Here is a 25,718-nt window from a genome sequence, read left to right on the forward strand (position 1 = left end):
TATCAAGTCGCTTTTTTTATATTCATTTTTTAAATCAACTTAAGCTAGCAGGTAAACTTATTAGCCAATTTAAGCAACTCAGCAGCTAAGGCACTTTGCTGCTCACTTGCTTGCCTAATGTTCTCACCTTCTTGGGTATTATTTACCGATAGCTCACTAATACGTTCAATATTACCCGCCATTTCATTAGCAACAGCCACTTGCTCTTCTGTTGCAACGGCAATTTGACTGCTCATATCGCTGATAGATGTTGCTGACTCTGACAAGGTTTGTAATTTTTCCTCCAGTAAATCAGTTTGTTCAACTGAACTACCAACACTGGCAACACATTGATTAATTGAATTGGATACTTGCTCTGCATCATGCTGAAATTTACCTACCATAGTATCAATTTCAGCGGTTGACTCTTGCGTACGCTGTGCCAATGTTCTTACTTCATCAGCAACTACCGCAAAACCTCGGCCTTGCTCGCCAGCGCGTGCAGCTTCAATTGCTGCGTTTAATGCTAATAAGTTAGTTTGCTCGGCAACACTTTTAATGACATCAACAAAAGAGGTAATGTTATTGCTACTTTGTTGCAACTGGGCAATCAGCTGGTTGGCATTACTCATTTCATCTGACAACGCCTGCATTTGCTCACGTGTTTGGTTGATTTGCTCAACACCTTGGCTTGCCACTGTGTCGACTTCTACTGCCGCCTCTGCTGATTGTGCACTATTAGCAGCAACCTCCTGAACGGTAGCACTCATTTCTTCTATTGCTGTGGCAACTAACGCTGTTTCTGATTGTTGCGTTTCTAAATGAAGTTGATTATTCAATGTCGCCTTAGAGCTATGCTCTGAGCTTTCAGCTAATTTTGCGCTACTATCATCTATCGCTAAAATTGCGTGCTGGAATGCCTTCAGCATCTTATTAAGGCGTTTAGCAATGTCCCCTAGCTCATCATGGCAAGTTAACTCAGCTTGGCTGCTTAAATCGCTTTGTTCATCAGCTTTGGTAATTGCTTGTGAAATCAAACTCAGCTGCTGCATTATTACTTTACTAATATAGTAAGATAAGAATATAGATAACGAGATAATGACACCGGCAATAACAACCGTCAGGGTCAGCATAAATTGCGCATTACTTAAATGCTTATGACTTAACTGTAACAGGCTAGCAACTATCTTATCTTCTACGGTTTTTAATTGGTTAATACGTTGCGTGGTATTGTTGAACCAGTCTTGGCTATCGACAGATAACTTTTCCACACCCATAGACACTAAAGCAACGTCTCTATATTCAAGCACTTTAGCAACCGAAGAATGAGCCATAGCATCATCAAATGCTTGTCTTAATTGCTGCGTGGTCATTTTATTCGCGGTATCAAAATACGACTGTTGCTCTGTCATTAAGGCAATAAATCGCTGATAAAAATTTCCTGAAAAAGCGCCTTTGGCAAAGACATTGGTCATAACCGCACGTTCAATACCCGCTCTTTCTTTACCTTGCAAAAAGTTGTAATAGGCTTGTAGGCTATTAGCAATCTCACCATTGGAAGACGTTTGACTGATATGTGCAACAACATTGATTAATTGCGCGTTGTTATTGGTGTAGTAAGAAATCGCAACTTTGCCAGCAATACTTAAGGCATCAATTTGGCTACGAATATCTGAGAGCTTAGCTAGTTCTTTATTTGATTGACGGGTAGCTTGAACAATTTCTTGCTGAGTTATCGCATCTAAATTATCGTTTAAAAAGGCGGTACGCTGTTCAAAAGCACGGTCAGTGGCGAGTCGTTGTGTCGATAAGGTATTAGCAAACTTAGCACCTTTACTGCCTATATATCCTGCTGATGCTCCACGCTCTTTTTGCAGCTCATGTACCAAGGCACTGTTAAAAGTGGCTAACTGTGTTAATAAGTCGATATCTTTACTGCTATTTACAATAGAGATATTTTGTTTAATCAACAAAGCACAAAAAAAGATCAAACCTACAATTGCCGGAGTTACCAACAATATCAGCTTCGTTTTAAAGGGGGCGTGTTTAATTAAAGACATTAAAGCTCCTTAGCAAGCAGGAATGATGCAGCAAACTCAGCTTCATTATTGCTGAACTTAGCGACATCTTTTGCTGACATTGTAGCTAAATGCCTATCAAGCCGCCTTGATATTTATCAAAGCTTTATACCGTCTAACAAATAACATACTTAACCTCAGGTTTGCATCAGAAATATATCTAGATTCAATTAAATTAGCAGGTTGTAGCTACTTTTTAATTTATGTCTAGATATTTTTATCTGAATTCATAACTTATATGAAGCTGAGGTTACTTACAGGTTATAGCCCCAACGAGGCATAATGTCTTGCTCAATACCGAAATGATCAAGTACCCGCCCAACCATAAAGTCAATTAAATCATCAATAGATTCAGCTTTATGATAAAAGCCTGGTGCTGCCGGCATAATAGTAACCCCCAACTGAGAAAGGTTAAGCATATTTTGCAGGTGAATAGTTGAAAAAGGTGTTTCCCGTACCATTAATATCAGCTGACCGCGCTCTTTAATAACAACATCAGCAGCACGCTCAATTAAGTTGTCACTCATACCGTGACTTATTGCCGATAAAGTCCCCGTTGAACATGGGCAAACCACCATCCTCTTTGGTGCGGCAGAGCCAGAGGCAACTGGAGAAAACCATTGCTCTTTACCAAAAACGGTAATTTGCCCCACCTTAGCTCGATATTTCTGCGTGAGATAGTCTGTGGCAGCCTGCGGACCTGATGGTAATTTCAAACCAACTTCAGTATCTAAGACAACGCGTCCGGCACTAGAACACAATAAATACACTTGATAATCAGCAGCAAGTAAACACTCTAACAGGCGCAGCGCATACTTAGCTCCAGACGCACCTGTAATAGCAATGGTTATCTTATCTTGAAACTGACTCATTTATTTTTCCTAAACAAATTTCTACACAGCACTAAGCTATGACTAAAACTAAGCATTACGCTTTAGTGTTTTTTTCACCTTTTTCAAGGCCATGTTTTGCTTTAACGGTGATAAGTATTCAATAAATAACTTACCTTTTAAGTGATCTATTTCATGCTGCATAACAATAGCGAGAAACTCATCAGATTCTATGGTGATCTCTTTACCTTCTCTATCAAGCGCTTGAACTGTAACTTTAGTAAAGCGCTCTACATCAGCATAGTAGCCAGGTACTGAGAGACAACCTTCTTGGCCTTTAGCTAGGTTTTCTCCCTTAATAATTTTCGGGTTAACCAAAACCAAAGGCTCATTACGCTCTTCAGATATATCAATGACAACAACGGCTTCTTTTCTGCCAACTTGTGTCGCAGCTAAGCCAATACCGTCATCTGTGTTGTACATAGTATCAAGCATGTCATCAATTAATGTCTGAACTTCATTGACGTTTTCTACATCTACAGCCTGCTGTTGTAGTTTCTCATTTGGGGCAGTGAGTATTGATAACACTGTCATATTTTTTCCTTTTACCTTGATAAACAATTAATACCTGAGCTATTGCTACAATAACCTAGGGTATTACTATAATGCTGCCAGTAGTTTATCATGAATACCTTCAAAACTACCGTTACTCATCACGACAATTGTATCATAAGGGCTGGCTTGATTAGCTATCTTTGTTACTAAGCTGTCAACCTCTTGCTCGACAACACAAGGTTGCTGACACTTAACGATAAGCTCTTTAACAGACCAACTCACCTGCTCGCCTTGATAGATATAAACTAAATCAGCATCAATAAAAGCCTCTGGCAAGGCATCTTTATGAATGCCTGATTTCATCGTATTTGATCTCGGCTCTAGCACCGCAATGACTTTGCCTTGGCGAACGTTTAAGGTATTTTCGTCATTAACTCTAGCTCTCACACCCGCGAGTGTTTTACTGATGGCAGTAGGGTGATGCGCAAAGTCATCATACACGCGAATATTGTTTACTTCTCCGCGTAACTCCAAGCGACGTTTGGTGTTAATAAACTCTGGCAAAGCCTCTATTGCTACCGCGGTTGGCACGCCAGCATGCCTTGCTGCAGCAATCGCCATTAAGGCATTGTCTATATTAAAATCACCAATAAGTGCCCATTTTACTGTGCCTTGATATGCACCATTAAAGTGCACATCAAATTCACTGCCATCAGCGACACGTTTTACCGCCTGCCAGCCAGAGTCGTCATGACTAAACTCTTGCTCGCTCCAGCAGCCCATATCTAAAGTTTGGGTGATAGCCATATCACTTTTAGGTGAAATAATTAAACCGTTACTTGGTACCATGCGAATGAGATGATGAAATTGTCGCTGAATATCAGATAAATCAGCAAAAATATCACCGTGGTCAAACTCCATATTATTCATTACCAGAGTTCTTGGTCTGTAGTGGACAAATTTAGAGCGCTTATCAAAAAAAGCACTATCGTATTCATCAGCTTCGATAACAAAAAATGGCGTATCGCCTAATCTAGCTGAGCTATCAAAGTTTTGCGGTACACCACCAATTAAAAAGCCTGGCGACAATTGCGCATATTCTAATATCCATGCCAACATGCTACTGGTGGTTGTTTTACCGTGGGTGCCAGATACCGCTAATACCCAACGCTCTGATAAAACATTTTCCAATAACCATTGCGGACCAGAAATATAAGGAATATTACGATCAAGCACATGCTCAACCATAACATTACCACGCGACATAGCATTGCCGATAATGACCAAATCGACATCTTCTGCTAAATGTTCCACTTTATAGCCCGAACTTAAGGTAATGCCCAATTGCTCTAATTGGCTGCTCATTGGCGGGTAGACATTAGCATCAGTACCACTAACTTTATAACCAAGCTGCTTAGCAATCGCTGCTATGCCCCCCATAAATGTGCCGCAGATCCCTAATATATGTATATGTTGCATAGTATTTGCCGTAAAAATAAACTGTCGGAAGTCGAAAAGCTGTTAAGAAAAATTCTGACTAATATACCTTAATAATGCAGTTTTCGCTGCTAATGAAGCTCGGTAATTGTTTTAGGATTCTTGCTGAGCTTTAGAAATCGTAGCCAATACTAACAATAAGACGGTAATCACTGGGTTTAGGCGCTTGTTGGGCAACCGCGGCAACAGGTTTTGCTACGCGGTCAACATACAGCATTAAATCCATTGCAAAGTCATCAGTAAAATCAAACTCAAAGCCAGTTTTTAAATGGTGGTTTCTTTCACCAGACGCTTTATCAACAAACTTCACTTGGTAATCAAAAATATAATCTGTTTTACGTGATACGGTATATTCAAGTAAGGTGCTCAGTGAAAGTGCACCACTATGGGGATTGCTATCTTCAACGTTATTGTAATAAACCGTAGCTTGATAGCTAGGCCCCGCGGTTACGTCCCACTGCAAACGTTTATTATTAATAATATGATAACCAACACTCGAACCTAAGCTATTTCTGCGCTTAATATTTTGCTGTAAGTCACTGTAATATTCATAGTCTATGACACGAAAGAATATCCTGCCGCTATAAAACCAATCAAGATAACTTGTCAATCGGCGAGTGTCACTAACCACCGGCTGACTATCATCACTCAATGACTTACTATAATTAAAGGTTAGATCACTACGAAAACGTGTAAAGGCGGTACGTCGTTGTAACATAGCAGAGGCAAAATATTCTAATTGCTTAACATTACCTGCGCTAATATCAATACCAATATTCGCTTTGGCATCCCATATATCTTTGCGGTTTTCACCAGAAGAGGTAATAGATAGTAACTCAGATAACGGATAATGCTGCTCTCGCCCTTGGCTTAGCAAAATTAAATGACCATCTTTTACTATAAGAAAGCCTTGTTCAACCCTGCCATCTGCGAAACGAATTTGCTGATCAAAGCGACTTCTTAGCTCAGCAACATCTTGCCAATCAAAGATTTTGATACCGAACTCATCACTATCAAACTCGAGTTCATCATCATACATAGCAATAATGTCGCCTTTAAGCCATTCATCAGATTTCAATCGTAACCAATCATATTTTTGGCTAAAAATTGGCGTAGGTTTTTGCCACACTGCTTTTTGCGTTTGCGCCATACTTAAACCACAAGTAAGGCAGCCCAACAAGATGCAACAAGTAAGTAAGCGTTTAATAAACATTCTCTTCATAAGACGTAAAAAAACGACCGTAATGATCGTTTTGAGCAAACTATTCTATAAGACTCTAAAAGTCATAACCTAGGCTAATAACTAAGCGATAATCATTCTGCTCAGGTACTATCCCATCGCCATCTTTCTTAGGCTTTTCGGTTCTATCAGCGTAAAAGGTTAAATCTAAGTCAAAATCACTGGTCAGCTCTACTTCTAAACCTGTTTCAAAATGATGAATCAACTCACCCGAGGCTTCATCAACAATTTGAATGCTATATGAAACATCATAATCAATGTCACGGGTAATTTCATAAGTAAAGTCTGTCCCTAATACTAAACCCGGTGAATATTCTGTATTACTTTCACCGTCTTCAACATCCTTAAAGTAGGTTTTTTGATAACTAGGACCAGCATTGATATCCCAGGTGGTCGTTTTGTTATCGACAAGATGATAACCCATAGCAATACCGTAGCGAATACGGCGATCAATATTTAAAAACTCATCAGAAAAATATTCAAAGTCCATTGCTCTTAAATACATCTTTTGACTAAAAAACCAGTCATAAGTTGAGGTTAACCTATCACTGTTAGCCGTAACTTTCTTTTCATTAGTATCTTGGTCTTTATATTTACTATAGTTGGCGGTGTAATCTGTTTTAAAGCGGCTGCTAGCGCTACGCCTTTGCATACCTGCGGTAAAGGTATAATCAAACTGTACGGTATTACCTTCACGCAAATTAATACCAATATTGGCATAGCCATCCCACAGATCACGTTCATTTTGTCCTGATGAAGCGATCGATAATAAATTCGCCAGCTCATAATGTCTTGTTTGGCCATTTTTTACTAAGCTTAATTTACCATCTTTTACCACTAAATAGCCCTCAGCAATCGTACCATCGAGCATTCGAATACTTTGCCAATTTTTACTGCGCAGCTCAGCAACATCTTCCCAATCAATCTTTTGAATATCTAACTCATCACTATCAAATTCTAACTCTTCATCATACATAGAAATGATATCACCCTTTAACCACTCATCTGAGCTAAGGCGAAGCCAATCATATTCTTGTTTAAAGATGGGGGTTGGTTTTTGCCAACTTGTCTGTTCGTCTTGAGCAAGACTCATTGACGGTAAAAATAATACACTTATCGCTATGGCCAGTACTTGCACTAGAGCCAAACCAACTTTATTCATGAAGAACTCCGTATTCTTAAAATTAAATTACGTCCTTACCGCAATAGCCTTAACAACTTACTCAAGCATTATAACAAGTTGGCTCTTTTAACCTAGTACCTTATAAAAATTAGCAGCTTAAAGAAGGTATGTTTTTAAACTGGGGAATTAATTGATTGCTTTGTCGTATCGTTAAGCCAAGGTTATTACTCCTGACTATTAACAGTCGCTTTATTAGCACGTCATTTTTACAAAACCTTTTTACAAAGCCTTTTTACAAAATATTGCAGCTAAATTAGAAACTTTGCTCTATAGTTAGCTGTCCAAGAACAAATAAAGTGCACCAATTAAAGGCGCAACAAGCACCATCTTGGTGCATTACCAATTAAGGTTTTCAGAAAAACCCTTATTAATCAAATGCATTTGTTCTGGCATGATTCTAGCTAATAGTGAATAAATAAATTTTAGACTAACACCACTGGAGAGACACAATGTCACAAGCAGTATTCGATTTAATTAAAGAGCACGATGTAAAATTCGTTGATCTTCGTTTCACTGACTCAAAAGGTAAAGAGCAACATGTTTCATTACCTCATCACCAAATTGATGAAGACTTTTTCGAAGACGGTAAAATGTTCGATGGCTCTTCAATTGCTGGCTGGAAAGGTATCAATGAATCAGACATGGTATTAATGCCTGATCCATCAACAGCTATCCTAGACCCTTTCACAGAAGCGGTTACCTTAAACATTCGTTGTGACATTGTTGAACCTGCAACAATGCAAGGCTATAGCCGTGACCCACGCTCTGTAGCACATCGCGCTGAAGAGTATATGCGTAGCACAGGCATTGCTGATACTGTATTAGTTGGTCCAGAGCCAGAATTTTTCGTATTTGATGATGTTAAGTTCCACACTGACATGTCTGGCTCTATGTACAAAATCGATGATAAAGAAGCGGCTTGGAATGGTGCAACGCATTATGAAGATGGCAACACAGGTCACCGCCCAGGCGTTAAAGGTGGTTACTTCCCAGTAGCACCAGTTGACTCTTCACAAGACTTACGTTCAGCTATGTGTTTAGTTATGGAAGATATGGGTTTAGTTGTTGAAGCTCATCACCATGAAGTTGCTACAGCGGGTCAAAACGAAATCGCTTGTCGCTTCAACACTATGGTATTAAAAGCTGATGAAGTGCAAATCTATAAGTATGTTGTCCATAACGTTGCTCATGCTTACGGTAAAACTGCTACCTTTATGCCTAAGCCATTAGTAGGTGATAACGGCACAGGTATGCACGTTCACCAATCTTTAGCTAAAGATGGCGTTAACTTATTCTCTGGTGATAAGTACGGCGGATTATCTGAAATGGCTTTATACTACATCGGCGGTATCATTAAGCACGCTAAAGCACTTAACGCTTTCACTAACGCTTCAACTAACTCGTACAAGCGTTTAGTTCCGGGCTTTGAAGCACCAGTAATGCTTGCTTACTCGGCACGTAACCGTAGTGCGTCAATTCGTATCCCAATTGTACCTTCACCAAAAGCTGCCCGTATTGAAGTTCGCTTCCCAGATCCATCAGCTAACCCATACTTAGCATTCTCAGCAATGCTTATGGCAGGTCTTGACGGTATCAAAAACAAAATCCACCCTGGCGATGCTATGGACAAGGATTTATACGACTTACCAGCTGAAGAAGCGGCTGCTATCCCACAAGTTGCATCATCACTTGAAGAAGCGTTAGATGCATTAGAAGCAGATAAAGAGTTCTTAATGGAAGGTGGTGTTATGGACAGCGATATGATCGATGCCTACATCGCTCTTAAGCGTGAAGAAGTTGAAACATTAAATTCAACTACGCACCCTGTAGAATTTGATATGTACTACAGCGTATAAACGCTAACGAAAACAATAGCTAAAAGCTCACTTCGGTGAGCTTTTTTTTGTCTTTTAAAGCAAATATTAAAAAACTACAGTCAATTTAAGCTCTTTGGTAACATTCATACCAAGTTGACTAAGTATTTGATCATTTAGCGAGAATTAAAAGGCTTATAGGCAAGGCGCTAATTGCAAAGAATGGTTATCCCTTGTTAAAATTAGCAACGCTGAATATAAGCCTTTTAAACTCGCCCTTTGGGAGTTCAAGAATAACATGACAACTGCACAATATTTATTTGATGTAGAACGACTATATCTTCATAAATCTTGTTTGTTCTAATGCTATTCTTGTAACTCTAAGTGACTAAATACTTAATCAAATTGGTATTAGTAGTAAAAATATTTTTTTTGTATAAATTATAGATATATACTTAACTAAGGAATACGGTTTAAATTTACTTTGGTTAAAACAAAGGGATAGGACATAGTTAACTTAATATGGCTAAGTTAGTACTAATAGCACTTTTACTTACTTCATTGGCAGCTTCTGCATACCAGAGCTCGGCTAAAATTTATGTATGGCGCAATGAAAACGGTGTATTAGTATTTTCTGATACCCCAAGACCCGGAGCAGAAGAAGTCAAGACAAAACCCGGTAATGTCATTAAATCTGCGACCTCAGTAGATACAGAAGTACTTGATATAAAACCACAAGTTATTGAGCAGAAGTATGAGGTTGTTATTAACAGCCCCAAGAACAATGCCACCATTCGCGATAATACTGGTTCAATCTATATAAGCGGTGGTATAAAGCCTCAATTTAGACCAGGATTCCAAGTGCAGCTTTACTTAGATGGTGAAGCCTATGATAAACCACAAAAGCACTCTATGTTCTCCCTACGCAATATCGATAGAGGCGAGCATAAAATAAAAATGGAACTACTCGATGAAAAGGGCAAGGTTATTGCATTATCAGAGTCAGTTACGTTTTATATGCATAGAGCTTCTGTCAATTAGACTTACTCCTCATATAAAAAACCGAATAAAAACAAAGGTTAATTATGTTACCTATTAAGTAAGTAGCAAAATTAAGCCAGCAAATAAAACGTTTCTCTAGTAGAATAAAATCAAGCGCACCAAATAGGTGCAATGATTAACGTTTATATTGCAATAAGGTTTAAGATGGCTACTCGGCAAGATATTCTAGCATTAAAAAAAAGCTACCAAGAAGCATTAGCTAATCAGCTAGTGACTGCCGTTATTATCTTAAATAGCAACCTCGACATCGTCTATGTAAACCCAGCAGCTGAAGCGCTATTAATAAAAAGCCTAGCTAAGTTATACGGTCGCCCAGCGAGTACTATTTTCGCCAACACAACCATTACCGATAGCCGCTTAACGCAATTACTCGATTCAGGGCAAGAATTAACTGACAGTGAAGTGGTTATTGAATTTACCGAGTCACACCGCTTTACTGCAGAAATAACAGCCTCGTCTGTCGAGTTTAATCAAGTAGCGCATGTACTACTCGAGCTAAAACAAATCGATCAACAAAAGCAAATTAGCCTAGAAGTATTTCAGCAGCAACAATGGCTCGCGGCTAGAGATTTGATCAAAGGTCTCGCACATGAAATTAAAAACCCGCTTGGTGGTTTGCGTGGCGCAGCACAGCTACTTAATAAAGAGCTAAATGAAACTCAACAAGAATATACTGCGATGATCATAGAGCAGGCAGATCGCCTCACCAACTTGGTTGATCGATTGCTAGGCCCAAATCAGTTACCACAAATACAGCAGCACAATGTTCATTCTGTGCTAGAAAAAGTCTGCCAAGTGGTGAGTTTTTCACAGTTACATGAATCTAAAATAATCCGCGACTACGACCCATCTATTCCACTGATAGAGTGTGATCAAGAAAAACTACAACAAGCGGTATTAAACATAGTTAATAATGCAATTCAGGCAATTAATGATGAGCATACTATTACGCTTAAAACCCGTATAGCGAACAATAAAACTATTAATGGCAAGCGAGTAAAGCTAACCGCGCAAATTAGCATAATAGATAATGGTCCGGGTATTCCGCCTCATATTCAGGATACCCTGTTTTACCCTATGGTATCGGGGAACTCAAATGGCACTGGCTTAGGCCTGTCCATTTCACAAACCTTGATAAATCAACATCAAGGAAAGCTATCCTGCCATAGCAGACCCGGCCATACTGAATTTATTATATTGCTGCCATTACAGCAGAAAACCGAGCATTAACACCTTAACAAGAGATTAAAATAATGATTACTGAACAAGTTTGGATAGTCGATGATGATAGCTCAATACGTTGGGTGCTAGAAAAAGCTTTTGCCAATGCCAAAATAAGCACAGCTTCATTTGAAAGTGCTGATAATTTATTAATCGCATTAGATCACGGTCAGCCAGAAGTCATCATTTCTGATATTCGCATGCCAAATATGGATGGCATGACCTTACTTGAGAAAATCAACAAACATAATAGTAACATTCCCGTTATTATAATGACCGCGCATTCAGACCTAGATAGTGCCGTTAACGCTTACCAAGGTGGAGCCTTTGAATACTTACCTAAGCCATTCGATATTGACGATGCCGTTACTTTAACTAAACGGGCATTAACCCATGCTAGGGAGCAAAATGCTAAAAAGCAGCAGCAACAACACGCTCCTGTTACGGCAGGACTAATTGGCGAAGCTCCGGCAATGCAAGAGGTATTTCGCGCTATTGGCCGCTTATCACGCTCTAGCATTAGCGTACTAATCAATGGTGAATCTGGTACAGGTAAAGAATTAGTGGCCAATGCCCTGCATTCACATAGCCCAAGAAAAGATGCGCCTTTTATCCCACTCAATATGGCCGCGATTCCAAAAGATTTAATAGAATCTGAATTATTTGGTCATGAAAAAGGTGCTTTTACTGGTGCCAATTCAATACGTCAAGGGCGATTCGAACAAGCGCACGGTGGTACCTTATTTTTAGATGAAATCGGCGATATGCCACTGGATATTCAAACCAGATTATTGCGTGTACTGGCCGATGGCCAATTTTATCGAGTAGGTGGTCACTCACCTGTGCAGGTAGATGTAAGAATTATTGCCGCTACACATCAAAACCTAGAAGAAGCGGTAAACCAAGGAGAGTTTCGAGAAGACTTGTTTCACCGCCTCAATGTAATACGTATCCATTTACCTAGTCTTCGCGAAAGAAAAGAAGATATTCCTCAGCTCAGCCTGCACTTTTTGAAGCAGGCCGCCGATGAACTTAGTGTTGAAGTGAAGAGCATAAGTAAAGCCGCCGAGAATTTCTTAAATAACTATACATGGCCTGGCAATGTTAGGCAGTTAGAAAATATCTGTCGATTTTTAACCGTCATGGCCAGTGGTCAAGAAATATTGCTAGAAGACTTACCTAGCGAACTAACCGACAAGCAAGCTGCCAGTAGCACGAGTAATCATTCTTGGCAGGCAGCACTGGTTACTTGGATGGATCAACAACTAGCGAAAGGCAGTAATGGTATTTTAGACCATGCTCAACCAGAGTTTGAAAAAATCATGCTTGAAAGAGCGCTATTACATACTCAAGGGCATAAACAAGAGGCAGCAAAGCGACTTGGCTGGGGACGAAATACCTTAACTAGAAAATTAAAAGAGTTTGGTATTTAAGCGAATAGCAAATTATACCAAGTTAATTAAGTATTTGCTCATTTAGCGAGAATTAAAAAGCTAATAGGCTAGTGCCTATTAGCTCGGCTGACAAGCTTCTTCAGTACAAGCTTTACAAGAGTTGCATAACTTTAAATTGATAAAGTGCGCTGACACAATTAAACCTGCACCAGCAAAAATAAAGAAAGGCTCAAGCTCTGCAGAGAAATCATGCTTGATCCAGTATACCGCCACACCTAAGTATAATAAATAAAACGGATATAGGCGCTTGTGATAACGCTTAAAGCCTGAAAATAAAGCAAAGGTTCCTAACACTGCTGTTAGCAACAAGAAGATATGCTCCCAAGTATGATCAGCTAAAAAGCTCAACCCTAGTAGTGGTAATACAGGCAACAAAATAGGCAACAATATGCAATGAAGAGCACATAAAGACGTCGCTGCTATTCCTAATCTATCTAACATTAGCTATCCAACTTGGCAGGGAAAAAACCACTGAATTCAAAAAATGATATAGTATCACACTTGATATAATATAACATTAGTTCAAAATAGTTTTTTTTCAAGGGAGTTGTGTTATCAAGATCATTATGGTCAAAGCCCTAAGAAGACCTAACTATCGAAAGAGAACTCTAAATCGTATGTTAATACCGACAAAGTGCTAAAATATAAGCTTTATTAGGATTGTATAAAATATATTAACATCATTGGTTTGGCCTATAGAATACTGGCAAACATGAATTCATGTCTTTCGTATTCAGAAAAATGGAATTTATTTTATACATCAACTTTAAGGGATTATTCAATGTTCGATTTCCACAGACCCCTCAGCAAAACTATTCTCATCTTCACTATAGTCATGCCACATAGCCTTCAAGCTGGAGAACCCGATCCATTAGAAAAAATCGAAATTAGAGGTAAGCGCTATCAACACCCAAACCCGAACCACCAAAGCTATAAAGGGTATTACACTGGCACTGGAACAATTCCAACAAATCATAACAATGACGAGCCATCAAGCGGCGGAGGCTCAAAATCGACAGATAAGGATAAAAAAGACTGTGAACTAAAAGCCGATGCACAATTAAAGATTTGCAATGCTACTCATCGAAGGAACTACCATGATACACTGGAATCAAAATGTAACTTTCAGGCCTCCTCAACTATAGGTGCTGATGGTATAGTTATTAAAGCATCGCTAACCATAGATGAGTATACCCAGTGCGTTAATTTAGCTGTAGCTAAGCGCGACAGAGATTTAGCGTACTGTGCTGTTGATAAAGCAATTACTTTATCAGAAGAATGTCACCAGTAATCAACTCTGCGATTTAAAAGCAATCAATAGAATAACTTTTGATCCATTTCCAAATGTAATGTGAAGGCAAACCAATGAGTAAGAGATATCTTGTGCTAATGACAACATTATTTTTAGCCGCCATTTTTTACACCGCTGAATTTAATACCAATAGTGATGATATTGAAATAGTAACAAATACGGTGGCTCAAAAACAAAGAGTTCCTAGCAATAATATCACAGAACAAAAAGCTGTTTTGCCTGATAATCTAACAGCTTCAACAACTGATAATTCCAAAATACTACGCTTCCCCAAAATACCCTATGAAGGTGATTGGTGTATCAAAAGAATAGAATTAACAGAGCAGGATTATCAATTTGCCCAGCAGGAGTTAATTGAATGGGAGAATAGCAGAGGTAGAATGCTTTTCAGTAGTACAAATTTCGACGGAGAACATAACCAACATTACAACAGCAACTTTCTTGAACCCTATAAAGAAATGGATAAAAATGAACTAGTAGAAAACGCTTTAAAAGATGATAGGTACGCTTTGATTTCTGCGATACAAAGAAAGGATATTGACTCTAAAACTAAAAAGTCGCTAGCAAATAAGTTGATGATTCTAGGCGATACTTCAACAGCTCTTCTATATCTTTACAGTATCAAAACATTTGAGGCTAGTTATGAGTACCGACAAAACAAATTAGTTACTTCAGATGTCAAAAGACTTGTGAAAGACGCATTGACCTATATATTTTACGGCATCAGTAGGTACGATACTGATACTTTATCCAGCTATTTATATGACCTGAGAGATGATGAAACATTGAAAACAGCACTACACCCCAAAAATATTCTCACCCCTCAGGATTTTGATGATATCAAAAAAAATGTGCAATCATTATCTGCGTATATAGATGAACAACGTAGCCAAAATAATTTAATGCCTATTAATCAGTTAGACATTCCCAAAATTGCTAATCATGACTTTCAAGAAAATTTAGCGATTCTCTATTTAGAGCATGGTGATAATTTGGATAGCTTACAAGCTATTAATTCAGAGCATGGCCCAAACATCAAAAGAACTGATTGTGTAGCTAAATATGCTAAACTGTATGGAAACTAGCCCCATACTAATACGCGCATATTAAAAGCATTTGCTTAACTATAAATGGGCTACAACGCTTAAGGTGGTATAGAAAATGTTCCATTCTACATAGAGTTAAACATTTTCTATATCGTATTTCACATTAAGCTCGCTCTATAGAAAAGCATTGCACCTCAGAAATTGCTTTACTACAGAGTGACAACATCACCAATCTATCAATGCCTAATGCCACCCCCGAACATTCAGGCAATCCTGCAGACAAAGCATTAATAAAATGTTGATCGATATTTTTTTGCGGCTTCCCAATGATATCGCGCAGCTTATTATCTTGATTAAATCGACTTATTTGCTGTGTTGCATCAGTTAGTTCATGAAAGCCATTAGCCAACTCTATCCCTTTAAAATAACATTCAAAACGCTGCGCCACGCGGGCATCGTCAGGGCATATTTTAGCTAATGATGCTTGACTAGCAGGGAAGTTATAGACAAAGCACGGTTGCTGTTGCCCTATTTTATCTTCAATAAGCTCGCTAAATGTAAACTGTAATAAGGTATCAATATCCTCTTGAGCTAGCCAATCACTCATCTTATCGTGGCGCTTGATGACGGCTATTAATTCTTCTTTAGTGGCCGTTAAGGGATCTATAGCTAACTCTGTTAGGAATAATTGCTGATAAGTATATTGTTTAGGCTTTTCACAACCAAGAATGCTCATGAGTAGCGCAGCTACCTCATCCATTAAGGCAAAGTGATCAAAGCCCAGCCTGTACCATTCCAACATAGTAAATTCAGGGTTATGAAAGCTGCCACTTGCTTCATGTCGAAATGCTTTTGCTATTTGATAGATACAGCCATAACCAGAGGCTAGTAGACGCTTCATATGAAACTCTGGTGAGGTTTGTAAATACAATATATCTGCATCCTGCTCAGCGCTCTGATGTAAAAAGCTATAGCGACACTCAAAGGCATCTAAATGCACATCTGTTACTGTCCCAACAGACAAAACCGGTGTTTCAACCTCAATAACATGTCTATCGGCAAAAAACTGACGGATCTGTTGCAATATCTGTGCTCTTTTCTGGGCATTTTGCCAAGACATGCTTGCTTGCCAACTCATATCATCACCATTAGATTTAACGCTTCTATCAAAACAAAAAAGGCCGCTTACGCGACCTTTTAAATACTTTCTTAGTTTTAATTTGATTGATAACTGATGCTTTAGTTAGGCGTAGGCACGGAGTTAACGCAAGTCAATGAGTACCTACAACAAAGGCTAAAGCGAAGTTAACTTCAAATTAGTCTAAGATTGAAGATACAACACCAGCACCTACAGTACGACCACCTTCACGAATCGCGAAGCGTAAACCTTCGTCCATCGCTACTGGGTTGATTAGCTCAACAACAAACTTAAGGTTGTCGCCTGGCATTACCATTTCTACACCTTCAGGTAACTCTACAGAACCTGTGATGTCAGTTGTACGGAAGTAGAACTGTGGACGGTAACCTTTGAAGAATGGTGTATGACGACCACCTTCATCTTTTGAAAGTACGTATACTTCTGATTCGAACTTAGTGTGTGGCGTGATTGAACCAGGAGCCGCTAATACTTGACCACGTTCAACGTCTTCACGCTTAAGACCACGTAAAAGAATACCACAGTTCTCACCAGCACGACCTTCGTCAAGAAGCTTACGGAACATTTCTACACCAGTACAAGTAGACTTTTGCGTCTCACGGATACCAACGATTTCTACTTCATCACCTACTGTGATGATACCACGCTCTACACGACCTGTTACAACAGTACCACGACCTGAGATTGAGAAAACGTCTTCGATAGGCATGATGAATGCACCGTCGATTGCACGCTCTGGCTCTGGAATATAAGTATCTAATGCATCAGCAAGTTCTAATACTTTCTCTTCCCACTTAGCTTCACCGTTAAGTGCACCTAAAGCAGAACCTTGAATTACTGGTAAGTCATCACCTGGGAATTCGTATTCAGAAAGAAGTTCACGAACTTCCATTTCTACTAATTCTAATAATTCTTCGTCGTCAACCATGTCACATTTGTTCATGAAAACGATGATGAAAGGTACACCAACCTGACGAGATAATAAGATGTGCTCACGTGTTTGTGGCATTGGACCATCTGTAGCTGCTACTACTAAGATAGCGCCGTCCATTTGTGCAGCACCAGTAATCATGTTTTTGATGTAATCGGCGTGACCTGGACAGTCTACGTGTGCGTAGTGACGAGTTGCTGTATCGTATTCGATGTGAGAAGTATTGATTGTAATACCACGCTCACGCTCTTCTGGAGCATTATCGATTTGTGCGAAATCTTTTACTTCACCACCGTGAGTCTTCGTTAATACCGCAGAGATAGCAGCTGTTAACGTAGTTTTACCGTGGTCAACGTGTCCGATTGTACCAACGTTTACATGCGGTTTCGAACGTTCAAATTTTTCTTTAGCCATTTTAGTTACCTTAAAGTTTAATGAACTATATAAATTAAAAGGCGCAGTCAAAATGACCTTGCCAACTATAAATAAAATATTCTAGTTTATAGCAACTCTAGCGAGTTTCCATAATCTTTTCTGCTACCATTTTTGGTGCTTCATTATACTGCTGAAACTCCATAGAGTAAGATGCACGGCCTTGTGTAGCACTACGCAAGTCGGTAGCATAACCAAACATTTCTGCTAGAGGTACCAATGCATTTACAATCTTAAGTCCTGCTGGACCTTCTTCCATCCCGTCAATCATACCGCGACGACGGTTTAAGTCACCAACAACATCACCCATATTTTCTTCAGGGGTTGTTACTTCAACTTTCATCATTGGCTCTAATAATACCGGCGATGCTTCTTGCACACCTTTTTTAAAGCCCATTGATGCAGCAACTTTAAATGCCATTTCATTCGAATCGACATCATGGAATGAGCCATCATAAAGGGTGACTTTAATATCAAGTAATGGGTAACCAGCGATTACACCGGCATCCATTTGCTCAACACAGCCCTTTTCAACGGCAGGAATATATTCTTTTGGAACAACACCGCCAACAATTTCATTGACGAATTCAAAGCCTTCGCCTTCAGGCAATGGTTCAATTTTAAGCCAAACATGACCAAACTGGCCGCGTCCACCTGATTGACGAACAAACTTACCTTCTGCTTCAACGCTTGAGCGAATTGTTTCACGATAAGCAACTTGTGGCTTACCAACATTACATTCAACGCTAAATTCGCGCTTCATACGCTCAACAAGGATATCTAAGTGTAGCTCACCCATACCAGAGATAATCGTTTGCCCAGACTCTTCATCGGTTGTTACTCTAAACGATGGATCTTCTGCCGCTAGTTTACCTAAGGCGATACCCATTTTTTCTTGCGCAGCAAGTGTAATCGGTTCAACAGCAACTGAAATTACCGGCTCAGGGAATTCCATACGCTCTAAGGTAATTACATGGTTAGCATCACAAAGGGTATCACCTGTGGTGACTTCTTTTAAGCCAATTGCCGCAGCGATGTCACCTGCGCGAACTTCTTTAATTTCTTGTCTGTCATTGGCGTGCATTTGCACGATACGACCAAAGCGCTCTTTCTTACCTTTTACAGGGTTATAAACACTGTCGCCCGTTTGTACAACACCTGAATATACACGGAAGAAGGTTAAGGTACCAACAAACGGGTCTGTGGCAATTTTAAATGCCAGGGCGGCAAATGGTTCGTTGTCGTCAGCTGGACGTATACCTACGGTTTCGTCTTTATCGTCATTAATACCTGTAATGGCCGCTACTTCGGTAGGTGAAGGCATGTATTCAATAACAGCATCTAAAACTGCTTGTACACCCTTATTTTTGAAAGCACTACCACAGCTACATAAAATGATTTCATTGGCTAAAGTACGAGCACGTAAACCCGCTTTAATTTCTTCTTCAGATAAGTCACCTTCTTCAAGGTATTTTTCCATTAACTCATCATTTGCTTCAGCTGCCTCAGAAATTAGGTTATCACGCCATTCTTCAGCAAGATCTTGCATATCAGCTGGAATCTCTTCATAGGTAAAGGTCATACCTTGATCTTCTTCATTCCAGTTGATGGCTTTCATCTTAACTAAATCAACGACGCCTTTAAATTCATCTTCTGCGCCAATGGCTAAGTGCATAGGTACAGCATTAGCACCTAATCTGTCTTTCATTTGCTCAACAACAGCTAAGAAATTAGCACCGGTTCTATCCATTTTGTTTACAAAAACCATACGCGGTACAGAGTACTTTTCCATCTGACGCCATACAGTTTCGGTTTGTGGTTGTACACCAGAAGAACCACAAAGAACAAGCACTGCACCATCAAGTACACGTAATGAACGCTCAACTTCAATGGTAAAGTCAACGTGACCTGGGGTGTCGATAATATTGATACGGTGATCTTCAAACTGACCTTGCATGCCTTTCCAGAAACAAGTCGTGGCAGCAGAGGTAATAGTAATACCGCGCTCTTGCTCTTGCTCCATCCAGTCCATGGTCGCTGCACCATCGTGCACTTCACCTATTTTGTGGGATAAACCTGTATAAAATAAAACACGCTCTGTGGTAGTTGTTTTACCTGCATCTACGTGGGCACAAATGCCTATGTTACGGTAGCGCTCAATAGGGGTGACTCGAGCCAAAATGTTATCCTCTTACTAAATTCTATGTAACTAATACTTAGTTAACTTGAGTAAATTAGCTAACATCTTACACTGACATTATGAAAATTTAATTAAATTAACTAGTTACTCATTCTATGCTTGGCACTTAAAAAGTACCTGTCCGTAAAATGAGTATGGCTAGCAAGAGAAACTCTTACTAGCCATGTGCCTACTTGCTGAGCTATGCCCATTCGGCAGGCAGAACATTCATTCAATACTGATGGATTACCAACGGTAGTGAGCGAACGCTTTGTTAGCTTCAGCCATACGGTGAACGTCTTCACGTTTCTTAACCGCTGCGCCTTTGCTGTCAGACGCATCTAACATTTCGTTAGCTAAGCGCTGAGCCATTGATTTTTCACCACGTTTACGAGCTGCTTCAACTAACCAACGCATGGCTAGTGCATTACGACGAACTGGACGTACTTCAACTGGAACCTGATAAGTTGAACCACCTACACGACGAGATTTAACCTCTACTTGTGGGCGAATGTTCTCTAGAGCAATTTCAAATAACTCTAAATGTTCTTTATCGTTTTGCTTCTCAGCTAAAATATCTAGTGCACCGTATACAATTTTTTCGGCAGTAGATTTCTTACCATCAACCATAAGGATGTTGATGAATTTTGCTAAAAGTTCGTTATGGAACTTAGGATCTGGCAATATTTTACGTTGCCCTACGACGCGTCTTCTTGGCATCTTAATTCTCCGTTTAATTCAGGGATTACCCAAAATTGTTAATTTGTTAATTTGGCCTTACTTCACGGAAACCGTTAAGATTTAGGGCGCTTAGCACCGTACTTAGAACGGCCTTGTCTTCTGTCGCTAACACCAGAACAATCTAGTGCGCCACGAACGGTGTGGTAACGCACACCTGGTAAATCTTTAACACGACCACCACGGATTAAAATCACGCTATGCTCTTGTAAGTTGTGACCTTCACCACCAATGTATGAAGTAACTTCGAAGCCGTTAGTTAAACGAACACGAGCTACTTTACGTAGTGCTGAGTTTGGTTTTTTTGGTGTAGTAGTATACACACGAGTACATACGCCGCGACGTTGAGGACAGGCTTGTAACGCTGGAACGTTACTTTTTTGTACCTGTCTAACACGTGGTTTACGTACTAGTTGGTTAATAGTTGCCATTATAGCTCCTGATTAGTTAAATTTGCATAAATCTCAATCAATGGGAAAGATTTATGCGCTCGTAATGTGTAATCAATGTGGCTTTAACACCACAACCTTAAATCATGTATAGCATGCACAAAATATAAGGTCGCGAAATTCTATAGGTCAATCATTGAGCTGTCAAGTATTTGATCGTTTCTTAGCCCTTTTGTTTTCTCCGCTTGCGATCAATCGATCCTTCTCTTTTCTAGGCTAAAAAAACAAAAAAGCCGTATCAAAATGATACGGCTTTTTAACAAGTCTTTAAGCTTAGCTAATTCAGCTTATTCAGCTTCATCAGAAAGTAAGTCTGCATTTAAAGCATCGGTTAACGCTTTTTCTGCTTCGTCAGCTGATACGGTAGTATCTTCATGGGCATCAAAAGCAGCTTTTGCTTTTGCACGCTCTTGATGATACGCATAACCCGTACCTGCTGGGATTAAGCGACCAACGATTACGTTTTCTTTCAGACCACGTAAACCATCTTTCTTACCAGCAACAGCAGCTTCAGTAAGTACACGTGTTGTCTCTTGGAAAGACGCCGCTGAAATAAACGATTCAGTTGCTAATGAGGCTTTAGTAATACCCATCATTTGCATTTCGTATTCAGCAGGTTGCTTACCTTGTGCTTCTAATTCACGGTTAGCGATATTTACACGTGCAACTTCAACTTGTTCACCTTTAAGGAACTCTGAATCACCTGCATCTAGAATTTCACACTTACGGATCATTTGACGAACGATAACTTCAATGTGCTTATCGTTAATCTTTACACCTTGTAAGCGGTAAACTTCTTGCACTTCGTTAACAATGTAGTTAGCTACTGGTGCAACACCACGTAAACGTAAGATATCATGTGGAGATTCTGGACCATCGGCAATAACCTCACCTTTAATCACTTGCTCACCTTCGAACACGTTTAATTGACGTGTTTTAGGGATCATCTCTTCGTACACTTCACCGTTTGGTTGCGTAATAAGTAAGCGAACTTTACCTTTGGTTTCTTTACCAAAACCAATAACACCTGTTTTCTCAGCTAAGATAGCTGGTAGTTTAGGCTTACGCGCTTCAAATAAGTCAGCAACACGTGGTAGACCACCGGTAATATCGCGAGTCTTAGAAGACTCTTGTGGAATACGTGCTAATGCATCACCAATGTTAACATCAGCGCCATCTTCTAGGTTAACAATCGCGTTACCTGGTAAGAAGTACTGTGCTGGAATATCAGTACCGGCGATCATGATGTCATTACCTTTAGCGTCAACTAGTTTAACCATAGGACGCATTTCTTTACCTGCGGCACTACGCTGTGCTGCATCAGTAACAACAATGCTTGATAAACCAGTTAAGTCATCCGTTTGGCGAACCATAGTGACACTATCAACTAGATCTACAAACTGAACCTTACCTGCTACCTCAGTGATGATTGGGTGAGTATGCGGGTCCCAGTTAGCGATTGTATCACCCGCTGTTACAGCTTCACCGTCATTCTTCGATAATACAGAGCCATAAGGCACTTTATAACGCTCTTTCTCACGACCCATTTCATCAATAATGGTTAATTCTGATGAACGAGAAGTAATAACAATGTGACCTTCAGAGTTAGTTACAAACTTAGCGTTTTGTAACTTCAAGGTACCAGTGTTTTTCACTTGTACACTGTTCTCTGCTGACGCACGAGATGCCGCACCACCAATGTGGAAAGTACGCATGGTTAGCTGTGTACCTGGCTCACCGATTGACTGAGCAGCAACAACACCAATAGCTTCACCTTGGTTGATCATATGACCACGTGCCAAGTCACGACCGTAACAGTGTGCACAAATACCAAAGTCAGTTTCACAGGTAATGATTGAACGTACTTTAACTTGGTCTACAGAGTGCTCTTCTAAGGTGTCACATAATTTTTCATCAATTAATGTGTTACGCGGAAGTAATACTTCTTCTGTACCTGGAATTAAAACGTCTTCACAAACTACACGACCTAATACACGCTCACGAAGTGGTTCAACAACATCACCACCTTCAATTAATGGCGTCATTAATAGACCATCTTGTGTACCACAGTCATGCTCTGTAACCACTAAATCTTGGGCAACGTCTACAAGACGACGTGTTAAGTAACCCGAGTTAGCTGTCTTAAGTGCCGTATCGGCAAGACCTTTACGCGCGCCGTGAGTTGAGATGAAGTACTGTAATACGTTCAAACCTTCACGGAAGTTAGCGGTAATTGGCGTTTCAATGATTGAGCCATCTGGCTTGGCCATTAGACCACGCATACCCGCTAGCTGACGGATCTGAGCGGCACTACCACGAGCACCCGAGTCAGCCATCATAAAGATAGAGTTGAATGAATCTTGCTCTTCCATCTCACCATCGCGGTTCTTGATGTACTCTTTCGATAAGTTGTCCATCATAGCTTTTGAAACTTTTTCGTTAGCCGATGACCAAATATCGATTACTTTGTTGTACTTCTCACCAGCAGTTACAAGACCTTGCTCAAACTGCGCTTGAATTTCTGCAACTTCAGCTTCTGAGTCTTCAATGATAGTGTACTTAGCATCTGGGATAACCATATCGTCGATACCAACCGATGCACCAGCAATCATAGCGTAATGGAAACCTGTGTACATAATGTGGTCAGCGAAGATTACTGTTTCTTTTAAACCTAAGTTACGGTAAGCGTGGTTAATCAATTTAGAAATTGGTTTTTTACCTAATGGCTGATCAATTAAGTCATACGGTAAACCGTCAGGACAAACTTGCCATAAAATTGCACGACCCACAGTCGTATCGCGCAATGAAGTATTAGCAACTAACTCACCTTCTTCATTACGAATGTGCTCTGTGATACGAATTTTAACGCGAGCATGCAACTCAGCAACACCGGTACGGTAGGCTTTTTCAGCTTCTTTAGTGTCAACAAACACCATGCCTTCACCTAAACCATTCACACAATCACGTGTTAGGTAATATAAACCTAATACAACGTCTTGTGATGGTACGATAATTGGTTCACCGTTTGCTGGTGCTAGTACGTTATTGGTAGACATCATTAACGTACGTGCTTCTAATTGCGCTTCTAGTGTCAACGGTACGTGTACCGCCATTTGGTCACCATCGAAGTCAGCGTTATAGGCCGCACAAACTAATGGGTGAAGGTGAATCGCTTTACCTTCAATTAGTACAGGTTCAAATGCTTGGATACCTAATCTGTGAAGTGTCGGTGCACGGTTAAGCATTACTGGATGTTCACGAATGACTTCGTCTAATACATCCCATACTTCTGCGCCTTCACGTTCTACTAATTTCTTAGCCGCTTTAATTGTTGTCGCTAAACCACGTGCTTCTAGCTTGCCGTAGATAAATGGCTTGAATAACTCCAGTGCCATCTTCTTAGGAAGACCACACTGGTGTAAACGTAACGTTGGACCAACGGTAATTACAGAACGGCCTGAGTAGTCAACACGCTTACCAAGTAAGTTTTGACGGAAACGACCTTGCTTACCTTTGATCATATCAGCAAGTGATTTTAATGGACGCTTGTTAGAACCAGTGATAGCACGACCACGACGACCGTTATCTAATAAGGCATCAACAGACTCTTGTAACATACGCTTTTCGTTGCGTACGATAATGTCTGGTGCAACTAGATCTAATAAACGTTTTAAACGGTTATTACGGTTAATAACACGACGGTATAAATCGTTTAAGTCAGATGTGGCAAAACGACCGCCATCTAGAGGTACTAATGGACGTAAATCTGGTGGTAGGATCGGCAGAACCGACATAATCATCCACTCAGGCTTATTACCCGATTGAGCAAAAGCTTCCATTAATTTTAAACGTTTAGTGATCTTCTTACGCTTAGTTTCACTACCAATTTCAGGTAGTTCTTCACGCATTTGTGCAACTTCTGCATCGAGATCAATCTGCTGTAATAAAGCTAATACTGCTTCTGCACCCATTAGGGCTTCAAATTCATCACCGTGCTCTTCTAACGCATCAAGATACTCTTCTTCCGTTAGAATCTGGCTTTTCTCTAATGTTGTCATACCTGGCTCGGTAACAACATAAGATTCAAAGTAAAGTACACGCTCAATATCACGCAAGGTCATATCTAGTAATAAACCGATACGAGATGGCAATGATTTTAAGAACCAAATGTGCGCTACTGGACTCGCTAATTCGATATGACCCATACGGTCACGACGAACTTTAGTTAATGTAACTTCAACGCCACATTTTTCACAGATAACACCACGGTGCTTTAAACGCTTGTACTTACCACAAAGACATTCGTAATCTTTTACTGGGCCGAAAATACGAGCACAGAATAAACCATCACGCTCTGGCTTAAAGGTACGGTAGTTGATTGTCTCTGGCTTTTTAACTTCACCAAATGACCAAGAACGTACCAAATCTGGCGAAGCTAATCCGATGCGAATACCATCGAATTCTTCTGTTTGATTTTGTTGCTTAAGAAACTTAAGTAAATCTTTCACACTCTTCTCCTGTCGGAGTTAAACTTTGAGAAGAAGGCACTTATGTTAAAATCG

19 protein-coding genes are annotated in these 25,718 nt (G+C 39.9%); 6 read left to right on the plus strand and 13 right to left on the minus strand.

Annotated features, from left to right (window positions below):
* Window positions 1-44: 44 nt before the first annotated feature.
* From EMK97_RS19040 to EMK97_RS09760, 6 genes are all read right to left on the minus strand, one after another.
* Entirely contained in the window at window positions 45-2,039 is a 1,995-nt protein-coding gene (locus EMK97_RS19040) for a methyl-accepting chemotaxis protein (protein ID WP_130601668.1), read from the minus strand.
* Between the two features lie 272 nt (window positions 2,040-2,311).
* Window positions 2,312-2,929 (minus strand): flavin prenyltransferase UbiX, encoded by a 618-nt coding sequence (locus EMK97_RS09740; RefSeq protein ID WP_130601670.1) that lies wholly within the window; start codon window positions 2,927-2,929, stop codon window positions 2,312-2,314.
* 48 nt (window positions 2,930-2,977) lie between these two features.
* Window positions 2,978-3,481 carry a peptide deformylase gene (gene def / locus EMK97_RS09745; protein ID WP_130601672.1) on the minus strand — a complete coding sequence of 168 codons (504 nt, stop codon included), beginning with the start codon at window positions 3,479-3,481 and terminating at the stop codon, window positions 2,978-2,980.
* A gap of 66 nt (window positions 3,482-3,547) precedes the next feature.
* Window positions 3,548-4,921 carry a UDP-N-acetylmuramate:L-alanyl-gamma-D-glutamyl-meso-diaminopimelate ligase gene (mpl, locus tag EMK97_RS09750; protein ID WP_130601674.1) on the minus strand — a complete coding sequence of 458 codons (1,374 nt, stop codon included), beginning with the start codon at window positions 4,919-4,921 and terminating at the stop codon, window positions 3,548-3,550.
* 130 nt (window positions 4,922-5,051) lie between these two features.
* Window positions 5,052-6,089: a DUF481 domain-containing protein gene (locus tag EMK97_RS09755; RefSeq protein WP_246028749.1), complete on the minus strand. Its 1,038-nt coding sequence runs from the start codon at window positions 6,087-6,089 to the stop codon at window positions 5,052-5,054.
* A gap of 127 nt (window positions 6,090-6,216) precedes the next feature.
* A complete protein-coding gene (locus EMK97_RS09760; protein WP_130601678.1) occupies window positions 6,217-7,341 on the minus strand; it encodes a DUF481 domain-containing protein in 1,125 nt (374 codons plus the stop codon).
* 470 nt (window positions 7,342-7,811) lie between these two features.
* Here EMK97_RS09760 and glnA point away from each other — a divergent pair, with 470 nt between their 5' ends.
* The 4 genes from glnA to glnG all read left to right on the plus strand — a co-directional run bounded on the left by glnA (window position 7,812) and on the right by glnG (window position 12,892).
* Window positions 7,812-9,218, plus strand: coding sequence for a glutamate--ammonia ligase (gene glnA / locus EMK97_RS09765; protein WP_130601680.1), 1,407 nt, complete (start codon window positions 7,812-7,814; stop codon window positions 9,216-9,218).
* 480 nt (window positions 9,219-9,698) lie between these two features.
* Entirely contained in the window at window positions 9,699-10,217 is a 519-nt protein-coding gene (locus EMK97_RS09770) for a DUF4124 domain-containing protein (RefSeq protein WP_130601682.1), read from the plus strand.
* 165 nt (window positions 10,218-10,382) lie between these two features.
* The gene (glnL, locus tag EMK97_RS09775) at window positions 10,383-11,468 is read left to right on the plus strand and encodes a nitrogen regulation protein NR(II) (protein WP_130601684.1); all 1,086 of its coding nucleotides are present in this window, start codon (window positions 10,383-10,385) and stop codon (window positions 11,466-11,468) included.
* A gap of 20 nt (window positions 11,469-11,488) precedes the next feature.
* Window positions 11,489-12,892 carry a nitrogen regulation protein NR(I) gene (gene glnG, locus EMK97_RS09780; RefSeq protein ID WP_170176821.1) on the plus strand — a complete coding sequence of 468 codons (1,404 nt, stop codon included), beginning with the start codon at window positions 11,489-11,491 and terminating at the stop codon, window positions 12,890-12,892.
* Window positions 12,893-12,970: 78 nt separating this feature from the next.
* Here the strand turns inward: glnG and EMK97_RS09785 are convergent, their stop codons facing one another.
* Window positions 12,971-13,354: a MerC domain-containing protein gene (locus tag EMK97_RS09785; protein ID WP_130601688.1), complete on the minus strand. Its 384-nt coding sequence runs from the start codon at window positions 13,352-13,354 to the stop codon at window positions 12,971-12,973.
* Window positions 13,355-13,748: 394 nt separating this feature from the next.
* Here EMK97_RS09785 and EMK97_RS09790 point away from each other — a divergent pair, with 394 nt between their 5' ends.
* Window positions 13,749-14,204 carry a hypothetical protein gene (locus EMK97_RS09790; protein ID WP_130601690.1) on the plus strand — a complete coding sequence of 152 codons (456 nt, stop codon included), beginning with the start codon at window positions 13,749-13,751 and terminating at the stop codon, window positions 14,202-14,204.
* A 74-nt stretch (window positions 14,205-14,278) separates the two neighbouring features.
* The gene (locus tag EMK97_RS09795) at window positions 14,279-15,310 is read left to right on the plus strand and encodes a hypothetical protein (RefSeq protein WP_130601692.1); all 1,032 of its coding nucleotides are present in this window, start codon (window positions 14,279-14,281) and stop codon (window positions 15,308-15,310) included.
* 124 nt (window positions 15,311-15,434) lie between these two features.
* On the opposite strand, the gene epmA is transcribed toward EMK97_RS09795, so the two are convergent.
* From epmA to rpoC, 6 genes are all read right to left on the minus strand, one after another.
* Window positions 15,435-16,409 (minus strand): elongation factor P--(R)-beta-lysine ligase, encoded by a 975-nt coding sequence (gene epmA / locus EMK97_RS09800; RefSeq protein WP_130601694.1) that lies wholly within the window; start codon window positions 16,407-16,409, stop codon window positions 15,435-15,437.
* Window positions 16,410-16,587: 178 nt separating this feature from the next.
* Entirely contained in the window at window positions 16,588-17,772 is a 1,185-nt protein-coding gene (gene tuf, locus EMK97_RS09805; protein WP_130601696.1) for an elongation factor Tu, read from the minus strand.
* A 97-nt stretch (window positions 17,773-17,869) separates the two neighbouring features.
* Window positions 17,870-19,969, minus strand: a complete 2,100-nt coding sequence (fusA, locus tag EMK97_RS09810) for an elongation factor G (RefSeq protein WP_130601698.1) — start codon at window positions 19,967-19,969, stop codon at window positions 17,870-17,872.
* A gap of 246 nt (window positions 19,970-20,215) precedes the next feature.
* Window positions 20,216-20,689 carry a 30S ribosomal protein S7 gene (rpsG, locus tag EMK97_RS09815; protein WP_130601700.1) on the minus strand — a complete coding sequence of 158 codons (474 nt, stop codon included), beginning with the start codon at window positions 20,687-20,689 and terminating at the stop codon, window positions 20,216-20,218.
* A 74-nt stretch (window positions 20,690-20,763) separates the two neighbouring features.
* Window positions 20,764-21,138, minus strand: coding sequence for a 30S ribosomal protein S12 (gene rpsL, locus EMK97_RS09820; protein ID WP_130601702.1), 375 nt, complete (start codon window positions 21,136-21,138; stop codon window positions 20,764-20,766).
* 305 nt (window positions 21,139-21,443) lie between these two features.
* Window positions 21,444-25,664, minus strand: a complete 4,221-nt coding sequence (gene rpoC, locus EMK97_RS09825) for a DNA-directed RNA polymerase subunit beta' (RefSeq protein ID WP_130601704.1) — start codon at window positions 25,662-25,664, stop codon at window positions 21,444-21,446.
* Window positions 25,665-25,718: the final 54 nt, after the last annotated feature.

The organism is Litorilituus sediminis, assembly GCF_004295665.1.
GTDB lineage: Bacteria > Pseudomonadota > Gammaproteobacteria > Enterobacterales > Alteromonadaceae > Colwellia > Colwellia sediminis.

Coding starts and splice junctions, on each gene's coding strand:
- EMK97_RS19040 (WP_130601668.1), bottom strand. CDS start 2,039: ATGTCTTTAATTAAACACGCCCCCTTTAAAACGAAGCTGATATTGTTG.
- EMK97_RS09740 (WP_130601670.1), bottom strand. CDS start 2,929: ATGAGTCAGTTTCAAGATAAGATAACCATTGCTATTACAGGTGCGTCT.
- def (WP_130601672.1), bottom strand. CDS start 3,481: ATGACAGTGTTATCAATACTCACTGCCCCAAATGAGAAACTACAACAG.
- mpl (WP_130601674.1), bottom strand. CDS start 4,921: ATGCAACATATACATATATTAGGGATCTGCGGCACATTTATGGGGGGC.
- EMK97_RS09755 (WP_246028749.1), bottom strand. CDS start 6,089: ATGGCGCAAACGCAAAAAGCAGTGTGGCAAAAACCTACGCCAATTTTT.
- EMK97_RS09760 (WP_130601678.1), bottom strand. CDS start 7,341: ATGAATAAAGTTGGTTTGGCTCTAGTGCAAGTACTGGCCATAGCGATA.
- glnA (WP_130601680.1), top strand. CDS start 7,812: ATGTCACAAGCAGTATTCGATTTAATTAAAGAGCACGATGTAAAATTC.
- EMK97_RS09770 (WP_130601682.1), top strand. CDS start 9,699: ATGGCTAAGTTAGTACTAATAGCACTTTTACTTACTTCATTGGCAGCT.
- glnL (WP_130601684.1), top strand. CDS start 10,383: ATGGCTACTCGGCAAGATATTCTAGCATTAAAAAAAAGCTACCAAGAA.
- EMK97_RS09785 (WP_130601688.1), bottom strand. CDS start 13,354: ATGTTAGATAGATTAGGAATAGCAGCGACGTCTTTATGTGCTCTTCAT.
- EMK97_RS09790 (WP_130601690.1), top strand. CDS start 13,749: ATGCCACATAGCCTTCAAGCTGGAGAACCCGATCCATTAGAAAAAATC.
- EMK97_RS09795 (WP_130601692.1), top strand. CDS start 14,279: ATGAGTAAGAGATATCTTGTGCTAATGACAACATTATTTTTAGCCGCC.
- epmA (WP_130601694.1), bottom strand. CDS start 16,409: ATGAGTTGGCAAGCAAGCATGTCTTGGCAAAATGCCCAGAAAAGAGCA.
- tuf (WP_130601696.1), bottom strand. CDS start 17,772: ATGGCTAAAGAAAAATTTGAACGTTCGAAACCGCATGTAAACGTTGGT.
- rpsG (WP_130601700.1), bottom strand. CDS start 20,689: ATGCCAAGAAGACGCGTCGTAGGGCAACGTAAAATATTGCCAGATCCT.
- rpsL (WP_130601702.1), bottom strand. CDS start 21,138: ATGGCAACTATTAACCAACTAGTACGTAAACCACGTGTTAGACAGGTA.